The sequence below is a fragment of the Photobacterium leiognathi genome (genome assembly GCF_030685535.1).
GTDB lineage: Bacteria > Pseudomonadota > Gammaproteobacteria > Enterobacterales > Vibrionaceae > Photobacterium > Photobacterium leiognathi.
The window spans coordinates 629532-646226 of record NZ_CP131601.1; the positions used below are offsets into that span (position 1 = coordinate 629532).

14 protein-coding genes are annotated in these 16695 nt (G+C 42.9%); all 14 read left to right on the top strand.

Annotated elements, in window-relative coordinates:
* The first annotated feature begins 64 nt into the window (after positions 1-64).
* The 14 genes from pyrH to dnaE all read left to right on the top strand — a co-directional run bounded on the left by pyrH (position 65) and on the right by dnaE (position 16630).
* Entirely contained in the window at positions 65-793 is a 729-nt protein-coding gene (pyrH, locus tag Q7674_RS09950; RefSeq protein ID WP_008986230.1) for a UMP kinase, read from the top strand.
* A 76-nt stretch (positions 794-869) separates the two neighbouring features.
* The gene (gene frr / locus Q7674_RS09955; protein ID WP_008986231.1) at positions 870-1427 is read left to right on the top strand and encodes a ribosome recycling factor; all 558 of its coding nucleotides are present in this window, start codon (positions 870-872) and stop codon (positions 1425-1427) included.
* A 69-nt stretch (positions 1428-1496) separates the two neighbouring features.
* Complete coding sequence (gene uppS / locus Q7674_RS09960) at positions 1497-2258, top strand: undecaprenyl pyrophosphate synthase (protein WP_305423647.1); 762 nt, start codon at positions 1497-1499, stop codon at positions 2256-2258.
* A gap of 101 nt (positions 2259-2359) precedes the next feature.
* Positions 2360-3208, top strand: a complete 849-nt coding sequence (locus Q7674_RS09965; RefSeq protein WP_045065461.1) for a phosphatidate cytidylyltransferase — start codon at positions 2360-2362, stop codon at positions 3206-3208.
* A 58-nt stretch (positions 3209-3266) separates the two neighbouring features.
* Positions 3267-4463 (top strand): 1-deoxy-D-xylulose-5-phosphate reductoisomerase, encoded by a 1197-nt coding sequence (gene ispC, locus Q7674_RS09970; RefSeq protein WP_107229706.1) that lies wholly within the window; start codon positions 3267-3269, stop codon positions 4461-4463.
* Positions 4460-5815: a sigma E protease regulator RseP gene (rseP, locus tag Q7674_RS09975; RefSeq protein WP_023933397.1), complete on the top strand. Its 1356-nt coding sequence runs from the start codon at positions 4460-4462 to the stop codon at positions 5813-5815. The genes ispC and rseP overlap by 4 nt, the downstream gene beginning before the upstream one ends.
* A 35-nt stretch (positions 5816-5850) precedes the next feature.
* The gene (gene bamA / locus Q7674_RS09980) at positions 5851-8256 is read left to right on the top strand and encodes an outer membrane protein assembly factor BamA (RefSeq protein ID WP_305423650.1); all 2406 of its coding nucleotides are present in this window, start codon (positions 5851-5853) and stop codon (positions 8254-8256) included.
* A gap of 18 nt (positions 8257-8274) precedes the next feature.
* The gene (locus tag Q7674_RS09985) at positions 8275-8784 is read left to right on the top strand and encodes an OmpH/Skp family outer membrane protein (protein ID WP_023933395.1); all 510 of its coding nucleotides are present in this window, start codon (positions 8275-8277) and stop codon (positions 8782-8784) included.
* A gap of 114 nt (positions 8785-8898) precedes the next feature.
* Positions 8899-9927, top strand: coding sequence for a UDP-3-O-(3-hydroxymyristoyl)glucosamine N-acyltransferase (lpxD, locus tag Q7674_RS09990; protein ID WP_305423653.1), 1029 nt, complete (start codon positions 8899-8901; stop codon positions 9925-9927).
* Positions 9928-10023: 96 nt separating this feature from the next.
* A complete protein-coding gene (fabZ, locus tag Q7674_RS09995) occupies positions 10024-10479 on the top strand; it encodes a 3-hydroxyacyl-ACP dehydratase FabZ (RefSeq protein WP_008986239.1) in 456 nt (151 codons plus the stop codon).
* Positions 10476-11264, top strand: a complete 789-nt coding sequence (gene lpxA / locus Q7674_RS10000; RefSeq protein ID WP_045065455.1) for an acyl-ACP--UDP-N-acetylglucosamine O-acyltransferase — start codon at positions 10476-10478, stop codon at positions 11262-11264. Before fabZ ends, lpxA begins: the two co-directional genes overlap by 4 nt.
* Complete coding sequence (gene lpxB / locus Q7674_RS10005; RefSeq protein WP_045065453.1) at positions 11264-12406, top strand: lipid-A-disaccharide synthase; 1143 nt, start codon at positions 11264-11266, stop codon at positions 12404-12406. The genes lpxA and lpxB overlap by 1 nt, the downstream gene beginning before the upstream one ends.
* A gap of 1 nt (position 12407) precedes the next feature.
* Positions 12408-13019, top strand: coding sequence for a ribonuclease HII (gene rnhB / locus Q7674_RS10010; RefSeq protein ID WP_045065452.1), 612 nt, complete (start codon positions 12408-12410; stop codon positions 13017-13019).
* 131 nt (positions 13020-13150) lie between these two features.
* On the top strand, positions 13151-16630 hold the full coding sequence (dnaE, locus tag Q7674_RS10015) for a DNA polymerase III subunit alpha (protein ID WP_305423656.1): 3480 nt from the start codon (positions 13151-13153) through the stop codon (positions 16628-16630).
* The last annotated feature ends 65 nt before the right edge of the window (positions 16631-16695 follow it).

Consider the following 16695-nt stretch of genomic DNA (forward strand, 5'->3'; position numbering starts at 1 on the left):
CCGTAGCCATGGCTGCGGTCTTTTTACAACTCCATATCTCAAGTTAGCCTGGAAGGTAAAACACATGACCACAAATCCAAAACCAACTTATCAACGAATTTTGCTTAAGCTAAGTGGTGAAGCACTACAAGGCGAAGAAGGTTTCGGCATTGACGCACAAGTTCTTGACCGTATGGCTCAAGAGATCAAAGAACTCGTTGAATTAGGCGTACAAGTGGGCCTAGTTATTGGTGGCGGTAACTTATTCCGTGGTGCAGGCCTTGCAGAAGCAGGTATGAACCGAGTTGTGGGCGACCACATGGGTATGCTAGCAACTGTAATGAACGGCTTAGCAATGCGTGATTCTTTGCACCGTGCCTATGTGAACGCTCGAGTAATGTCAGCTATTCCTCTTAACGGTGTGTGTGATAACTACAACTGGGCTGATGCGATTAGCCAATTACGCCAAGGTCGTGTAGTTATTTTCTCTGCGGGTACGGGTAATCCTTTCTTCACAACTGATTCAGCTGCGTGTCTACGTGGTATCGAAATTGAAGCAGATGTTGTACTGAAAGCAACCAAAGTGGACGGTGTTTACACAGACGATCCAGTTAAAAACCCAGATGCAACTCTTTGTGATAAGCTAAGCTACCAAGACGTGCTTGAAAAAGAATTAAAAGTAATGGACTTAGCGGCATTTACACTTGCTCGTGACCACAAGATGCCTATCCGCGTATTCAACATGAATAAGCCAGGCGCACTACGTCGTGTAGTAATGGGTGAGCAAGAAGGCACGCTAATCACTAGCGCTTAAGCACAGTGGACAACTGATTAACTAAAAAAGTAATAATAGCTTTTTTATTGTGACCGAATAATCAAGGGTATTTATCGTGATTAACGAAATCAAACAAGACGCACAATCGCGCATGGAAAAAAGTGTTGAAGCACTGAAAAACCAACTAGTGAAAATCCGTACAGGTCGTGCACACCCAAGCCTACTTGATACTATTTCTGTTGAGTACTACGGTGCAAACACACCGCTAAACCAAGTTGCTAACGTTGTTGCAGAAGATGCACGTACACTAGCAATCACAGTATTTGACCGTGAACTAGCGCCTAAAGTTGAAAAAGCGATCATGATGTCAGATCTTGGTTTAAACCCAATGTCTGCAGGTACTGTGATCCGTGTTCCACTTCCACCGCTAACAGAAGAGCGTCGTCGCGATCTTGTTAAGATTGTACGTGCAGAAGCTGAGCAAGGCCGTGTTGCTGTACGTAACATTCGTCGTGATGCTAACGCGAACGTTAAAGCGCTACTAAAAGACAAAGAAATTTCTGAAGATGATGATCGTCGTGCACAAGACGAAATTCAGAAACTAACTGATGACGCTATCAAGAACATCGATGCTGTTCTAGAAGTGAAAGAAAAAGAGTTAATGGAAGTTTAAAACGTAATTAGTTTTAAATGATTAGGAGCGCTGTGCGTGCAGCACGGCGCTTTTTTTTGAGGGATAGAGATGGCAGAGCATTCAATCGAGGCTGGGCTTTCGGCAGATTGTCTTCCAAACCACATCGCAGTGATTATGGATGGTAATGGTCGTTGGGCAAAAGCCAAAGGCAAAGCTCGGGTGTTTGACCACAAGGCTGGCGTAGAAGCCGTGCGAAAGACAGTCTCTACTGCAAATCGTCTTGGTATTAAAGCATTAACGCTCTTTGCTTTCAGTAGTGAAAACTGGCGTCGTCCAGAAGCTGAAGTATCGCTACTGATGGAGCTTTTCATGACCGTATTAAGTCGTGAAGTAAAAAGGCTACATAAAAATAATATTCGATTACGTATCATCGGTGATACCACGCGTTTTAGTGGACGCTTACAAGAAAAAATTGCCACAGCAGAAGCATTAACTGCTGATAATACTGGTATGGTGCTCAATGTTGCAGCCAATTATGGTGGTCAATGGGACATTCTTGAAGCAGCTAAACAGCTAGCACAGCGCGCCGTTGATAATGGTCTTGATATCAGCGAACTCACAGAGCAGGATTTAGAATCTGGTCTTTCAACCTATGGGCTTCCTGATGTTGATCTGTTGATCCGTACCAGTGGCGAGTGCCGAATCAGCAATTTTATGCTGTGGCAAACCGCTTATGCAGAGCTGTATTTTACTGAACAACACTGGCCTGATTTTGATGAAACGAGCTTGATGAACGCAGTAGCGTGGTTTGTGACTCGTGAACGCCGTTTTGGTTGTACAGGCGAACAGATACAAGCATTGTTAAAATAAAAGTTATTATTTTTCGCCAATGCTCAGTGATGTGCGTTGGCGTTATTATTTACAACGACTAGGGCTTTGAGCCTATACAATAATTATATAGAGGACGCAGTTTGCTAAAGCAACGAATAATTACCGCATTAATCCTCGCACCACTTGTCATTGCGGGTATTTTCTTCTTACCGTTTCCAGCCTTTGTTGCTGCGATTGCAGCTGTAACCCTTGTTGGTTTTTGGGAATGGACTCAATTTGTTAATGCATCATCTCGTATTAGTGCGATGGTTCTACCTGTGATTGCATTGGGTGCAAGCCTAGTGTTATTACCAGTAGATGCAACATCACTATCAGCATTAAGTGGTGGTCTACATAGCGTATTACTGATCGGTGGCATTTGGTGGTTAATTGCTTCTTTCTTAGCGATAACGTATCCCAAAACCGATAAGTTATGGGCATCTAATTCTTTTGTAAAACAACTTTTCGGCCTACTAACATTACTTCCATTTTTTTGGAGTATTTTAATGTTACGTGCAGTGGATTACAGCAATGATCCTTATCATGGTGCTAAGCTAGTTTTACTGGTGTGTTTCCTTGTTTGGTCAGCAGATACTGGCGCTTATTTCTCTGGTAAACGCTTTGGTAAACATAAAATGGCACCTGCAGTTAGCCCTAATAAAACGATCGAAGGCTTAATTGGTGGTGTGGTACTAGCGGTTATCATTACTTGGATTGGCGCGAATTTACTGGCTATTCCATTTGTATCGATTTCAAGCCTGTTATTGATTGCTATTATTACTGTAGTGATTTCAGTGCTAGGTGATTTGGTCGAAAGTATGTTTAAACGTGCTTCTGGCGTGAAAGACAGTGGTAATATTTTACCGGGTCACGGTGGTATTTTAGATCGTATTGATAGCCTAACCGCAGCAATACCTGTTTTTGCATTACTCTATCTCTGGTTAATGTAAGCCATCTCTTTTTTAAGGCAGCCATTACGCTGCCTTTTTTGTAAATGTAAGTGAATTTATGCGTAAGTTAACGATCCTTGGGGCTACAGGCTCGATTGGTAGTAGCACTTTAAATGTTGTTGCAAATAACCCCGAATTGTTTGAGGTAACGGCATTAGCTGCAGGTTCAAATGTCGATAAGATGTTTGAACTTTGTCAGTTATGGAAACCACAATATGCAGCAATGTTTGATGTTGGTGCCGCAAAATTACTAGAACAAAAGCTACAACAGCACGGACTAGAGATAACAGTTCTGTCTGGTGAGCAAGGTGTCTGTGATGTTGCTGCATTAGAGTGCGTTGATACTGTGATGGCGGCTATTGTTGGCGCGGCTGGTTTATTACCAACGATGGCTGCAGTGAAAAAAGGTAAGCGTATTTTGCTTGCTAATAAAGAAGCGCTGGTGATGACCGGGCAAATGTTCATTGATGCGTGTGAAAAATACGGCGCTGAACTGTTACCTGTTGATAGCGAGCATAATGCTATTTTTCAATCACTACCCGCTGATATCCAACAGCGAATGGGGCGTTGTGATTTATCCGCATCTGGTGTGAGTAAAATGCTGCTTACGGGCTCTGGTGGTCCGTTCAGATATACCGATATTAGTGAGCTGGATGATGTGACGCCGGCAATGGCGATAGCGCATCCTAACTGGTCAATGGGGCCTAAAATCTCTGTGGATTCAGCCACAATGATGAATAAAGGTCTAGAGTATATTGAGGCGCGCTGGTTATTTAATGCTAGCCGTGAGCAAATGGATGTAATTATTCATCCTCAATCAGTGATCCATTCAATGGTACAGTATAAAGATGGCTCAGTGATCGCTCAGATGGGATTGCCTGATATGTGCACACCTATTGCTTGTGCCATGGCTTATCCTGAGCGTGTAGAGGCAGGTGTTGCGCCGCTAGATTTTAGCCAAGTTGGTGAATTTACATTTTTAAAGCCTGATTTTGACCGTTACCCGTGTTTGAAGCTAGCTATTGATGCGTGCTATCAAGGTCAAGCGGCAACAACAATACTGAATGCTGCGAATGAAATTGCTGTTGCTGCGTTTCTATCCGGTCAAATTCGCTTTACTGATATTGCTAAAGTGAACAAAAAAGTGCTAGAAATATCCGAGCTTGTTGAACCTCAAGATATTGATGAGGTAATGGATATTGATAAACAGGCTCGTCAACTGGCTTCCGATATCATCATCAAGGAATTTGCATGATCGAATTTATCCGCAATTTAAGTGCTTTTTTAGTTGCTTTAGGGATTCTAATCGCTGTCCATGAATTTGGTCATTTTTGGGTAGCACGTCGCTGTGGTGTGTATGTTGAACGCTTCTCTATTGGCTTTGGTAAGTCGTTGTGGCGCCGAGTTGGCAAAGATGGCACTGAATATACTCTAGCAATGATTCCTTTAGGCGGATACGTAAAAATGCTGGATGAGCGGGTAGAAGAAGTACCTGCTGAAAAACGTCATATGGCGTTTAATAATAAGAAGTTATGGCAACGAAGTGCGATTGTTGCAGCAGGTCCATTAGCTAACTTCTTGTTTGCGATTTTTGCTTATTGGGTTGTTTATCTTATTGGGGTTCCTGCACTTAAACCTGTTATTGGTGAAGTCGTACCACAATCGATCGCGGCGCAAGCAGGAATTACACCTGGAATGGAACTTAAATCAGTTTCAGGAATCGAAACTTCTGATTGGGAATCTGCCAATATGGCAATGGTTTCTCATATCGGTGATAAAACGATGCAAATCACCGCAACAGAGCCGAATAGTGATGTTGTTGTTAGTCGCACTTTAGATTTATCACATTGGTCTTATGATCCTGAATCACAGCAAGTACTAAATACCTTAGGTATAATGCCTTATCGACCTGCAATTACGTTAAATGTCGCGCAATTGGTGGATAATAGTGCTGCAGTAGATGCAGGATTTAAATTAAATGATAAGATTGTAGCAATTGATAAAAAACCTGTAACTGAGTGGCAGCAGTTTGTTGATGCTGTGCGTACGCACCCTGATCAGCAATTATCTGTTAAAGTCTTACGAGACGGGCAACCTGTGATGTTATCACTTGTCCCTCACAGTAAGGTTGAACCTGACGGTAGTAAAATTGGTTATGTCGGTTTAGCGCCATCTATTGAACCATGGCCTGAGTCATACAAAATTAATTTACAGTTTGGTCCACTTGAAGCAGTAGTGAAGGCTACTGAAAAGACAAAACAACTAGTGACCTTAACATTCGATATGGTAACTAAGTTGTTTACAGGTGATGTTGCAATAAAAAACCTAAGTGGGCCTATTTCAATTGCGAAAGGGGCGGGGATGACTGCCGATTTCGGTTTAGTGTATTTTCTCGGCTTTTTGGCATTGATTAGTGTCAATTTAGGTATAGTTAATTTGTTACCGCTGCCAGTGTTAGATGGAGGGCATTTAATGTTCTTCGCTATCGAAGCGGTGACTCGTCGTCCTGTCTCAGAACGAATTCAGGATATTGGCTATAGAGTGGGATCAGCCATTTTGGTTGCGTTAATGGCCGTTGCGCTATTCAATGATTTTACCCGTCTTTAATAATGCGTTTTTAGCAAGGAATAATCAGAACAGTAATGGCGATTAAAAAACTGTTGGTCGCATCGCTGCTTTTAACCAGTAGCGTTGCGCATAGTGCGGAAGATAATTTTGTAGTTGATAACATTCGTTTTGAAGGGCTTCAGCGTGTCACGTTAGGTGCTGCATTGTTAAAGATGCCAGTTCGCGTTGGAGATACTGTTAATCAACAGGATATTTCAGAACTAATTAAATCACTTTATGCTTCTGGCAACTTCGAAGATATTAAAGTTTACCGCGACGGTAATACACTTCAGATAGATGTGACTGAGCGTCCTACTATTGCCAATATCACTTTCGCTGGTAACAAAGCGATCAAAGCTGAACAGCTAAAAGAAAACTTGGAAGCGTCAGGCTTACGAGTAGGCGAAGCTTTGGATCGTACAACGCTACGAAAGATTGAAAAAGGGCTTGAGGATTTCTACTACAGCGTAGGTAAATACAACGCGACAGTAGAAGCTGTTGTAACACCTCTTCCTCGTAATCGTGCTGATGTTAAATTTGTTTTCACTGAAGGTGTGTCTGCAAAAATTAAGCAGATTAACATTTTAGGTAACCATGTTTTCAGTGATGATGAATTACGCAGTAAGTTCATACTCAAGGACGATGTGCCTTGGTGGAACTTTATGGCGAATGAAAAGTACCAAAAGCAGGTGTTACAAGGCGATTTAGAAGCGCTACGTTCTCAATACCTAAATAATGGTTATTTGAAGTATCGTTTAGATGAAACGCAAGTATCGATCTCGCCAGATAAAAAAGGCGTGTACATCACCTTAAAAATCCATGAAGGCCATCAGTACAAAGTTAAAAATGTACAGTTCCGTGGTGATGTAGAAGGTCGTGTCGCAGAATTTGATAAGCTAGTAACGTTTAAGCCTAATTCGGTTTATAACGGTGCAGAAGTAACTGCATTAGAAGAAGCGATTAAGCGTAAGCTGGGTGAAGCGGGTTATGCTTACCCTCAAGTAACGACTTATCCTGAGTTTGACGATAAGAACAATGAAGTATCATTGATTGTTAACGTTGAGCAAGGCAAACGTATTTATGTACGTAACATTGAATTCCGTGGTAATACCAATACTAAAGATGAAGTATTACGTCGTGAAATGCGTCAGATGGAAGGCACTTGGTTAAACGCAAAAGCGATTGAAACAGGTAAAACACGTCTGAATCGTACTGGTTTCTTTGAAAATGTTGATGTACAAACTGTACGAGTACCTGGTTCTGATGATCAGGTCGATATCAAATACAACGTCAAAGAAGCAAACTCAGGCAGTGTTAACTTTGGTGTTGGTTACGGTACTGAATCAGGTATTAGTTTCCAAGCTGGCCTTACTCAAGATAACTTCTTAGGTACTGGTAACCGTTTTGGTATCAATGCACAAACGAATGACTACTCTAAGAACATTAGCCTAGAGTACAACGACCCATACTTCACGATTAACAATGTGAGCTTGGGGGGTCGTGTTTACTACAACGAGTTTGAAGCATCTGATGCCAATATCTCGGATTACACCAACCAAAGTTACGGTACGAGCTTAACCTGGGGCTTCCCATACAATGAGCTAAATTACTTCAACTTTAGCTTAGGTTACGATCATAACAAGATCTCGAATGTTTCTGATTATTATCAAGTTAACCAATTTAAAAAAGCTCATGGCTTTAACTTAAATAGCGATAGCGCTATTAAACTAGATGACTTTAGTTGGACGATTGGTTGGACACGTAACAACTTAAACCGAGGTTACTTCCCTACATCGGGTAACCGTCAGGATTTCTCGTTTAAGATGACAATCCCAGGTTCGGATTCGCAGTACTTTAAAGCGAACTACAACGTACGCCAGTACATTCCGTTAACGGAAAAACAAGATTACTCGCTATTACTTCGTGGTCGTCTTGGTTACGGTAATGGTTATGGTAAGACGGATAACGGTAGTGATCAGTTAATGCCATTCTACGAAAACTTCTATGCTGGTGGCTTTAGTACGATTCGTGGTTTCCGTTCAAATACCGTAGGTCCAAAAGCGATTTATCCGTCTGGTAGTCAAGGCAATAACCCAAGTTGGGTGAATAGTGATGATGCAGCTGGTGGTAATGCTATTGCACTTGCAAGTATGGAGTTAATTGTTCCAACACCATTTGCATCGGATGAATTAAAAAATCAGATCCGTACCAGCTTCTTTGTGGATGCAAGCTCTGTTTGGGATACTGAGTATCACCCTGCAGGAAATACTAAAAATATCCCGGATTACTCTGATCCAGGTATGATCCGCGCCTCTGCAGGTGCAGCTTTACAGTGGATGTCGCCAATGGGTCCACTTGTATTCTCGATTGCGAAACCAATCAAGAAATATGAAGGGGATGATGAGGAATTCTTCACATTCACAATTGGTCAGACATTCTAATTTTTGAGGAGAGAACTTTTGAAACAATGGATTAAAGCAGCAAGTCTTGGCTTGGTAATTCTATCTTCGTCAATGTACGCTAATGCAGCTGAAGCTGCACAAAAAATTGGTTACGTATCTACAGGTCAGGCAATGTCTGAGTTAGCTCAGCGTTACAAGGTTCAAGATAAGTTGAAGAAAGAGTTTAGTGGTCGTGTAGCGGCACTACGTTCAATCGAAACAAAGATGAAGAGCAAAATCGACAAGATGAAGCGTGATGGTGAGCTAATGAGTTCAGAACAACGTCAAAAGCTTCAACGTGAACTTGCTCAACTTGACTCTGATTACAAGCTAAAAGCACAAGCATTAGCAGAAGATCAACGTCGTCGTGGTATGGAAGAAGAGCAAAAGCTTGTTAAGAAAATCCGTACAGCAATCGACTCTGTAGCGAAGAAAAATGGCTACGATGTTGTACTTGATGCACAAGCAGTTTTATTCGCAAATAAGAAAGATGATCTTTCTTCTAAAGTGATTGCTGCGGTAAAATAATCAGTAACACAAAGCAATAATGACCGATATATTGGCATTTAACCCAATATATCGGTAGTTATGGTATCAAACAGCCACTTTTGTGGCTGTTGTTACAATAGGTATAAGGTAAATATGGCTGCAATCACTCTTGCTAAACTAGCTGAAAAATTAGGTGCGGAACTTCGTGGTGATGGTTCTGTGGAAATTCATTCTATTGCTGGAATGGGCAAGGCAGCGGAAGGTCAAATAACGTTCCTTTCTGATAGCAAATACCGTAAGCAACTTGCTGATTGCAAAGCTGATGCAGTAATGCTACGAGAAGCGGATGTAGAGTTCTTCCAAGGTAATGCATTAGTAGTTAAGGACCCTTACTTAAGCTATGCATTAGTTGCACAGTTACTCGATACAACACAGGCTGCAGCAACGGAGATTGCAGTATCAGCATTTGTAGATCCAACTGCACAGCTAGGTGACAATGTGGCTATTAGCTATAATGCGGTGATTGAAGCGGGTGTTACATTAGGTAATAACGTACAAGTTGGTGCGAGTTGCTTTATTGGCAAAAACGCAGTGATTGGTGATAACACTAAGCTTTGGGCGAATGTAACTATCTACCATAACGTTGAGCTAGGTAGTGATTGTTTAGTGCAGTCAAGCACTGTTATTGGCGCTGATGGTTTTGGTTATGCCAACGATAAAGGTGAGTGGGTTAAAATTCCTCAGCTTGGTACTGTGCGTATTGGTAATCGCGTTGAAATCGGCTCATGTACGACGATTGACCGTGGTGCGTTAGATGACACTATTATCGAAGATAACGTGATCATTGATAACCAAATGCAAATCGCTCATAACGTGCAGATCGGATATGGTACAGCGATGGCGGGTGGTACAATTGTCGCAGGTAGTACCAAAATTGGTAAATACTGCATCATTGGCGGTGCGTCGGTATTAAATGGTCATATTGAAATTGCTGATGGTGTGACCATCACTGGTATGGGCATGGTAATGCGTAGTATCGAAGAAAAAGGTATGTATTCTTCTGGTATTCCATTACAAACCAACCGCGAATGGCGTAAGACTGCAACGCGTGTTCATCGTATTGACGATATGAACAAGCGTTTGAAAGCTGTTGAGAAAGAACTCGCAGCAAAAGATAAGTAAGATTTTACCTAATAAGTTAACGCGCCTACCTTTGTGTAGGCCGTTTTGCATTGATATTGAATATTATTTTATTCTCATTAAGACAGGAATTTAGTTTTGACCAGCGAAAATAAGACGCTAAACATCACAGAAATTCAGGAACTGCTTCCTCACCGTTACCCATTCCTAATGATTGATCGTGTGATCAACTATGATGAAGGTAAGACGTTAACAGCAATTAAAAATGTTTCTGTCAATGAGCCTCAATTTACTGGTCATTTCCCTAATATGCCGGTATTCCCAGGCGTAATGATCCTAGAAGCAATGGCACAGGCAACAGGTTTGTTAGCATTTAAAACCTTTGGTGCGCCAGCTGAGAATGAACTGTACTACTTTGCAAGTATCGATAAAGCGAAATTCCGTAAGCCTGTAGGTCCTGGTGATCAACTAGTGCTAGAAGTTGAGTTTCTAAAAGAGCGTCGTGGTATTGCTATGTTTAACGGCGTAGCGAAAGTTGACGGCGAAGTAGTGTGTTCTGCTGAACTTAAATGTGCACGACGAGTATTCTCATGATCCATGAAACCGCACAAATTCACCCGTCAGCAGTCATTGAAGACGGGGTAAAGATTGGCGCTAACGTGAAAATTGGCCCATTCACTTATATTGCCACTGATGTTGAAATCGGTGAAGGCACTGAAGTGATGTCACATGTTGTGATCAAAGGTCCAACAGTGATCGGTAAAGATAACCGTATCTTCCCATTCGCTGTTATCGGCGAAGAGTGCCAAGATAAAAAATACCAAGGTGAAGCGACTCGCCTTGTGATTGGCGATCGCAACGTGATCCGTGAAAGCGTACAGATGCACCGTGGAACGGTACAAGATAAAGGTGTGACTATTGTCGGTAGTGATAACCTTTTCTGTGTTAACGTCCATATTGCTCACGACTGTGTTGTTGGCGATAACATTATCATGGGTAACAACGCGACATTAGCAGGTCACGTTACCGTTGAAGATTACGCGATTATTTCAGCACTGTCGCCAGTACACCAATTCTGTACGGTAGGCGCACATAGCTTTATTGGTGGTGGTTCTATCGTTGTTCAAGACGTACCACCATTTGTAATGGCACAAGGTAACCACGCAAAACCATTTGGTATTAATATCGAAGGCTTAAAGCGTCGTGGTTTTGAAAAGCCTGAACTACATGCTATCCGTCGTGCTTACAAAGAAATTTACCGTTCTGGTAAAACACTAGCAGAAGTAAAACCAGTACTAGAGGAAATGAGCCAAGATTTCCCATCAATTGGTTTATTCTTAAAGCTATTTGAAAACTCGACTCGCGGTATTATTCGCTAATGACGAAGCCACTTCGAATAGGAATTGTCGCCGGGGAAATCTCCGGCGATATTTTAGGTGCAGGTTTTATTAAAGCTGTTAAAGCGCAATACCCAGACGCAGAATTTGTTGGTGTTGCGGGGCCTCGTATGCAAGCTGAAGGTTGTGAAGCCTTGTTTGATATGGAAGAGCTTGCCGTTATGGGTATTGTTGAAGTATTAGGTCGCTTACCTCGATTATTTAAGGTCAAAGCAGAGCTAGTTAAATACTTTAGCGATAATCCGCCAGATGTGTTTGTTGGTATTGATGCGCCTGATTTTAACTTACGCCTAGAAAAAGACTTAAAAGATCGCGGTATTAAAACCGTGCACTATGTCAGTCCATCTGTATGGGCATGGCGTCAAAAGCGTATCTTTAAAATTGAAGCTGCAACCAACCTTGTGCTTGCATTCTTACCGTTTGAAAAAGCGTTTTACGATAAGTTTAATGTCCCTTGTGAGTTTGTCGGTCACACCATGGCTGATGCAATCCCATTGCAAACCGATCAAGCGGCAGCACAAGCATTATTGGGGTTAGATCCTGATAAACGCTGGCTGGCGGTATTACCGGGTAGTCGTGGCAGTGAAATGGACATGCTCGCACCGCCATTTATCGAAACCTGTAAACAGCTTAAGGCTAAACATCCTGATTTAGGCTTTGTCGTCGCATTAGTCAATCAAAAACGCCGTGCACAGTTTGAGCAAGCATGGCAGCAGACAGCACCTGAGCTTGATTTTGTATTGGTTGATGATACGGCTCGTAATGTGATGATTGCCTCTGATGCAGTATTGCTTGCATCGGGAACAGTTGCGCTCGAGTGCATGCTTGTTAAACGTCCGATGGTGGTGGGCTATAAAGTAAAACCATTAACGGCGTGGCTAGCTAAAAAAATGCTTAAAACTAAGTATGTATCGTTGCCGAATATCTTAGCAGACGAAGAGCTAGTGACAGAACTGCTGCAAGAAGATTGCACGCCAGAGAAGCTTTATCACGAAGTCGATAAGATCCTCTATGGTGATACATCAGCGTTGATGGTGAAATTTGAACAAATGCATAAAACCATTCGCTGTAATGCTGATGAGCAAGCAGCGAATGCAGTATTAGCTTTAATTGATAGAGCGTAATATGGCTGAGAAAAAAGAATTTGAACCGTTTGTTTACCCACAAGCTAATTGTATTGCAGGGGTAGATGAAGTCGGTCGTGGTCCGTTAGTGGGTGCTGTTGTAACAGCAGCAGTGATTTTAGATCCGAATAACCCTATCGAAGGCTTAACGGATTCAAAAAAACTGACTGAGAAAAAACGCAATCTGCTGTTTGATGAAATCAAAGAAAAAGCTTTGTCGTGGTCATTAGGTCGTTGTGAAGCTGATGAAATTGACGAGCTGAATATCCTACAAGCAACCATGGTGGCAATGCAGCGTGCGGTGGCGGGTTTACACATACAGCCTGATTTCGTCTTGATTGATGGTAACAAAGTCCCTGAATTACCAATGGCTGCCCAAGCTGTGGTGAAAGGGGATTTACGTGTTGCTGAGATCAGTGCTGCATCCATTATTGCCAAAGTAACGCGTGATCGTGAGATGGAAGCATTAGATACCGAATATCCTCAATACGGTTTTGCGAAACATAAAGGCTATCCAACCAAAGCGCATTTTGAAGCGCTAGAGCAACATGGTGCGATCGAACAGCATCGTAAAAGCTTCAAGCCTGTTAAGCGCATTCTTGGTTTAGATTAAGTCTGCTCGCCTGAACAACAATATCGATGGCATAGCATCCAGCTGTGCCATTTTTTTATCGCCTCAATACCTCTCATATCCGGTTTCGGGTATAATTTTCTTAATTCAGTAACGTAACAAATTAGGTTGTCATGGTAGAACCACGTTTTATCCACCTTCGTGTGCATAGTGATTTTTCGATGATTGATGGTTTGGCGAAAGTAAAGCCAATCGTCAAAAAGGCATCGGATCTCGGTATGCCAGCACTCGCTATTACAGACTTTACCAACCTGTGTGGTTTGGTGAAGTTTTACTTTGCTGCCCATGATGCTGGAATGAAGCCAATTATTGGCGCTGATTTCAAAGTTCAGTCGGCGGAAATGGGGGATGAGTTATTTGAACTCACCATCTTAGCGGCGAACAATGAAGGTTATAAAAATCTAACTTTATTGATTTCAGAAGCCTATCAGCGTGGACATGTACAACACCTGCCAGTTATTGACAAAGAATGGCTGATTAATCACCGTGAAGGTTTAATTGTCCTTTCTGGTGGCAAAAATGGTGATGTGGGTAAAGCCTTACTTAAAGGCAACCAGAAGATGGTTGATAGTTTTATCAGCTTCTATAAAACCCATTTCCCTGACAGCTACTATTTAGAGTTGGTGCGCACAGGTCGTGCCGATGAAGAGGCTTATTTACATTTTGCGGTCGAACTGGCTGAAAAAGAAGATTTGCCCGTTGTTGCCACCAATGATGTGCGCTTACTGACGGCAGATCAATTTGATGCGCACGAAATTCGTGTTGCCATCCATGATGGTTATACGCTTGTCGATCCTAACCGACCAAAGCTCTACAGTGCGCAACAATATCTTCGTAGTGAAGAAGAAATGTGCGAGCTGTTTGCTGATATTCCAGAAGCGCTGCAAAACTCGGTAGAAATTGCTAAACGCTGTAATGTTACTGTGCGTTTAGGGGAGTACTTCCTGCCAAACTTCCCAACCAGTGATATGAGTATCGAAGACTTCTTGGTCATGAAATCCAAAGAAGGCCTTGAAGAGCGTTTAGAGTTCCTTTTCCCCGATCCTGAAGTGCGTGCAGCGCGTCGTCCTGAATACGATGAACGCTTGGATGTGGAGCTTCAAGTTGTTAACCAGATGGGGTTCCCAGGTTATTTCTTGATCGTAATGGAGTTCATCCAGTGGTCGAAAGATAACGATGTACCAGTAGGCCCTGGTCGTGGTTCAGGTGCGGGCTCATTAGTGGCTTATGCTTTGAAAATTACCGATTTGGATCCATTGGAATTTGACTTACTTTTCGAACGTTTCTTGAACCCTGAACGTGTCTCCATGCCCGATTTCGATATCGACTTCTGTATGGATAAGCGTGACTTGGTTATTGATCACGTTGCGGAAATGTATGGCCGTGATGCGGTATCGCAGATCATTACGTTTGGTACTATGGCGGCAAAAGCGGTGATCCGTGATGTCGGCCGTGTACTGGGGCATCCGTATGGTTTCGTCGATCGTATCTCTAAGTTAGTGCCAGCCGAGCCGGGCATGACACTGGCCAAAGCGTTTGATGCCGAACCTCAGCTAGGTCAATCTTATGATGCGGATGAAGAGGTCCGTGATCTGATTGATATGTGTCGCATCCTTGAAGGGGTAACACGTAACGCTGGTAAACACGCCGATGGTGTTGTGATCTCACCAACCACGATCACTGACTTTGCGCCGTTGTACTGTGATGCGGAAGGTCATAACCCGGTTACCCAGTTTGATAAGAATGACGTTGAAACCGCAGGTTTGGTTAAGTTTGACTTCTTGGGACTTCGTACATTAACCATCATCGACTGGGCGTTGGGGCTGATCAACCCTCGCTTAATTGAGCAAGGTAAAGAGCTAGTCAATATCGCTGCTATTGCGATGGATGATCCGAAATCTTTTGCCATGCTGCAACGCTCAGAATCTACCGCAGTATTCCAGCTTGAATCCCGTGGTATGAAAGATCTGATCAAACGTCTTCAGCCTGACTGTTTCGAAGATATGATCGCATTGGTGGCACTGTTCCGCCCAGGACCTTTGCAATCAGGCATGGTAGATAACTTCATTGACCGTAAGCACGGTCGAGAAGCGGTGTCTTACCCTGATGAAAAATGGCAACACGAGTCACTAAAAGACATTCTTGATCCGACTTACGGCATCATCCTGTATCAGGAACAGGTAATGCAGATCGCACAGGTACTGGCTGGTTACACCCTTGGTGGTGCGGACATGCTACGTCGTGCGATGGGTAAGAAAAAACCGGAAGAGATGGCAAAACAGCGTGCTGTCTTTGAAGAAGGGGCGATCAAGAACGGGGTTGATGGCGAACTAGCAATGAAAATCTTTGACTTGGTGGAGAAATTCGCCGGTTACGGATTTAACAAATCGCACTCCGCCGCCTATGCCTTGGTGTCTTACCAAACGTTATGGTTAAAAGCCCACTATCCAGCCGAGTTTATGGCAGCGGTAATGACCGCAGATATGGATAACACCGACAAGATCATTAGCTTGGTTGACGAATGTCACCGTATGAATCTGAAACTGCTGCCACCTGATGTCAACAAAGGCTTGTACCGCTTTAACGTTGATGACGAAGGTGCTGTGGTTTACGGTATCGGTGCGGTAAAAGGTGTGGGTGAAGGCCCGATCGAGAATATTATTAGTGCCCGTGATAAAGGCGGCCACTTTAAAGATTTATTCGATTTCTGTGCTCGTATCGATACCAAAAAAGTGAACAAGCGTGTACTTGAAAAGCTGATCAAATCAGGGGCAATGGATCGCTTAGGACCTAACCGTGCAGCTATGTTAGCAACACTTGATGATGCAATTAAAGCGGCAAGTCAGCATCACCAAGCAGAAGCTTTTGGGCAAACTGACATGTTTGGTGTTCTTACGGCAGCGCCTGAAGAAGTAGAGCACAAATACGCTAACATTCCAGAGTCACCAGATAAAGTCTGGCTGGAAGGTGAACGTGAAACCCTAGGTTTGTATTTAACAGGTCACCCGATCAATGCTTATATTCCTGAATTAAAGCATTACACGACTTGGCGCTTGAAAGACGCGCAGCAAACTGGGCGTGATAAAGTAGCCACGGTTGCAGGTTTAGTAATTGCAGCCCGAGTGATGACAACCAAACGTGGCACCAGAATTGGTTTGATGACATTAGATGATCGTTCAGGTCGAATGGAAGTCATGCTATTCTCTGATGCCTTAGATCGTTACATTGATCTGCTTGAAAAAGATAAAATAGTGGTGGTATCAGGACAGGTCAGCTTTGATGATTTCAATGGTGGCCTTAGAATGTCAGCGCGTGAAGTGCTCGATATATCAGAAGCGAGAGAAAAACATCTCCGTGGTCTTGCGATTTCAGTCACCGAACAGCAGATCGATGAGCAGTTTTTCGCCCGTTTCAGCCAAGTGCTGGAACCACACCGAGCAGGTACAGTGCCTGTAAACGTGTACTATCAGCGCTCGAATGCCCGTGCCAAACTCACATTAGGAACAGAATGGCGAATTACGCCAGCGGATCAGTTAATTTCTGATCTTAAGACACTCCTAGGTGATAAGCAGGTCGAGCTTGAGTTTAATTAAGTTAGCTTAATGGTTTATGATAGGGTAATAAGAACCCTATCATCATCATAAGCAAAAGGATTTTA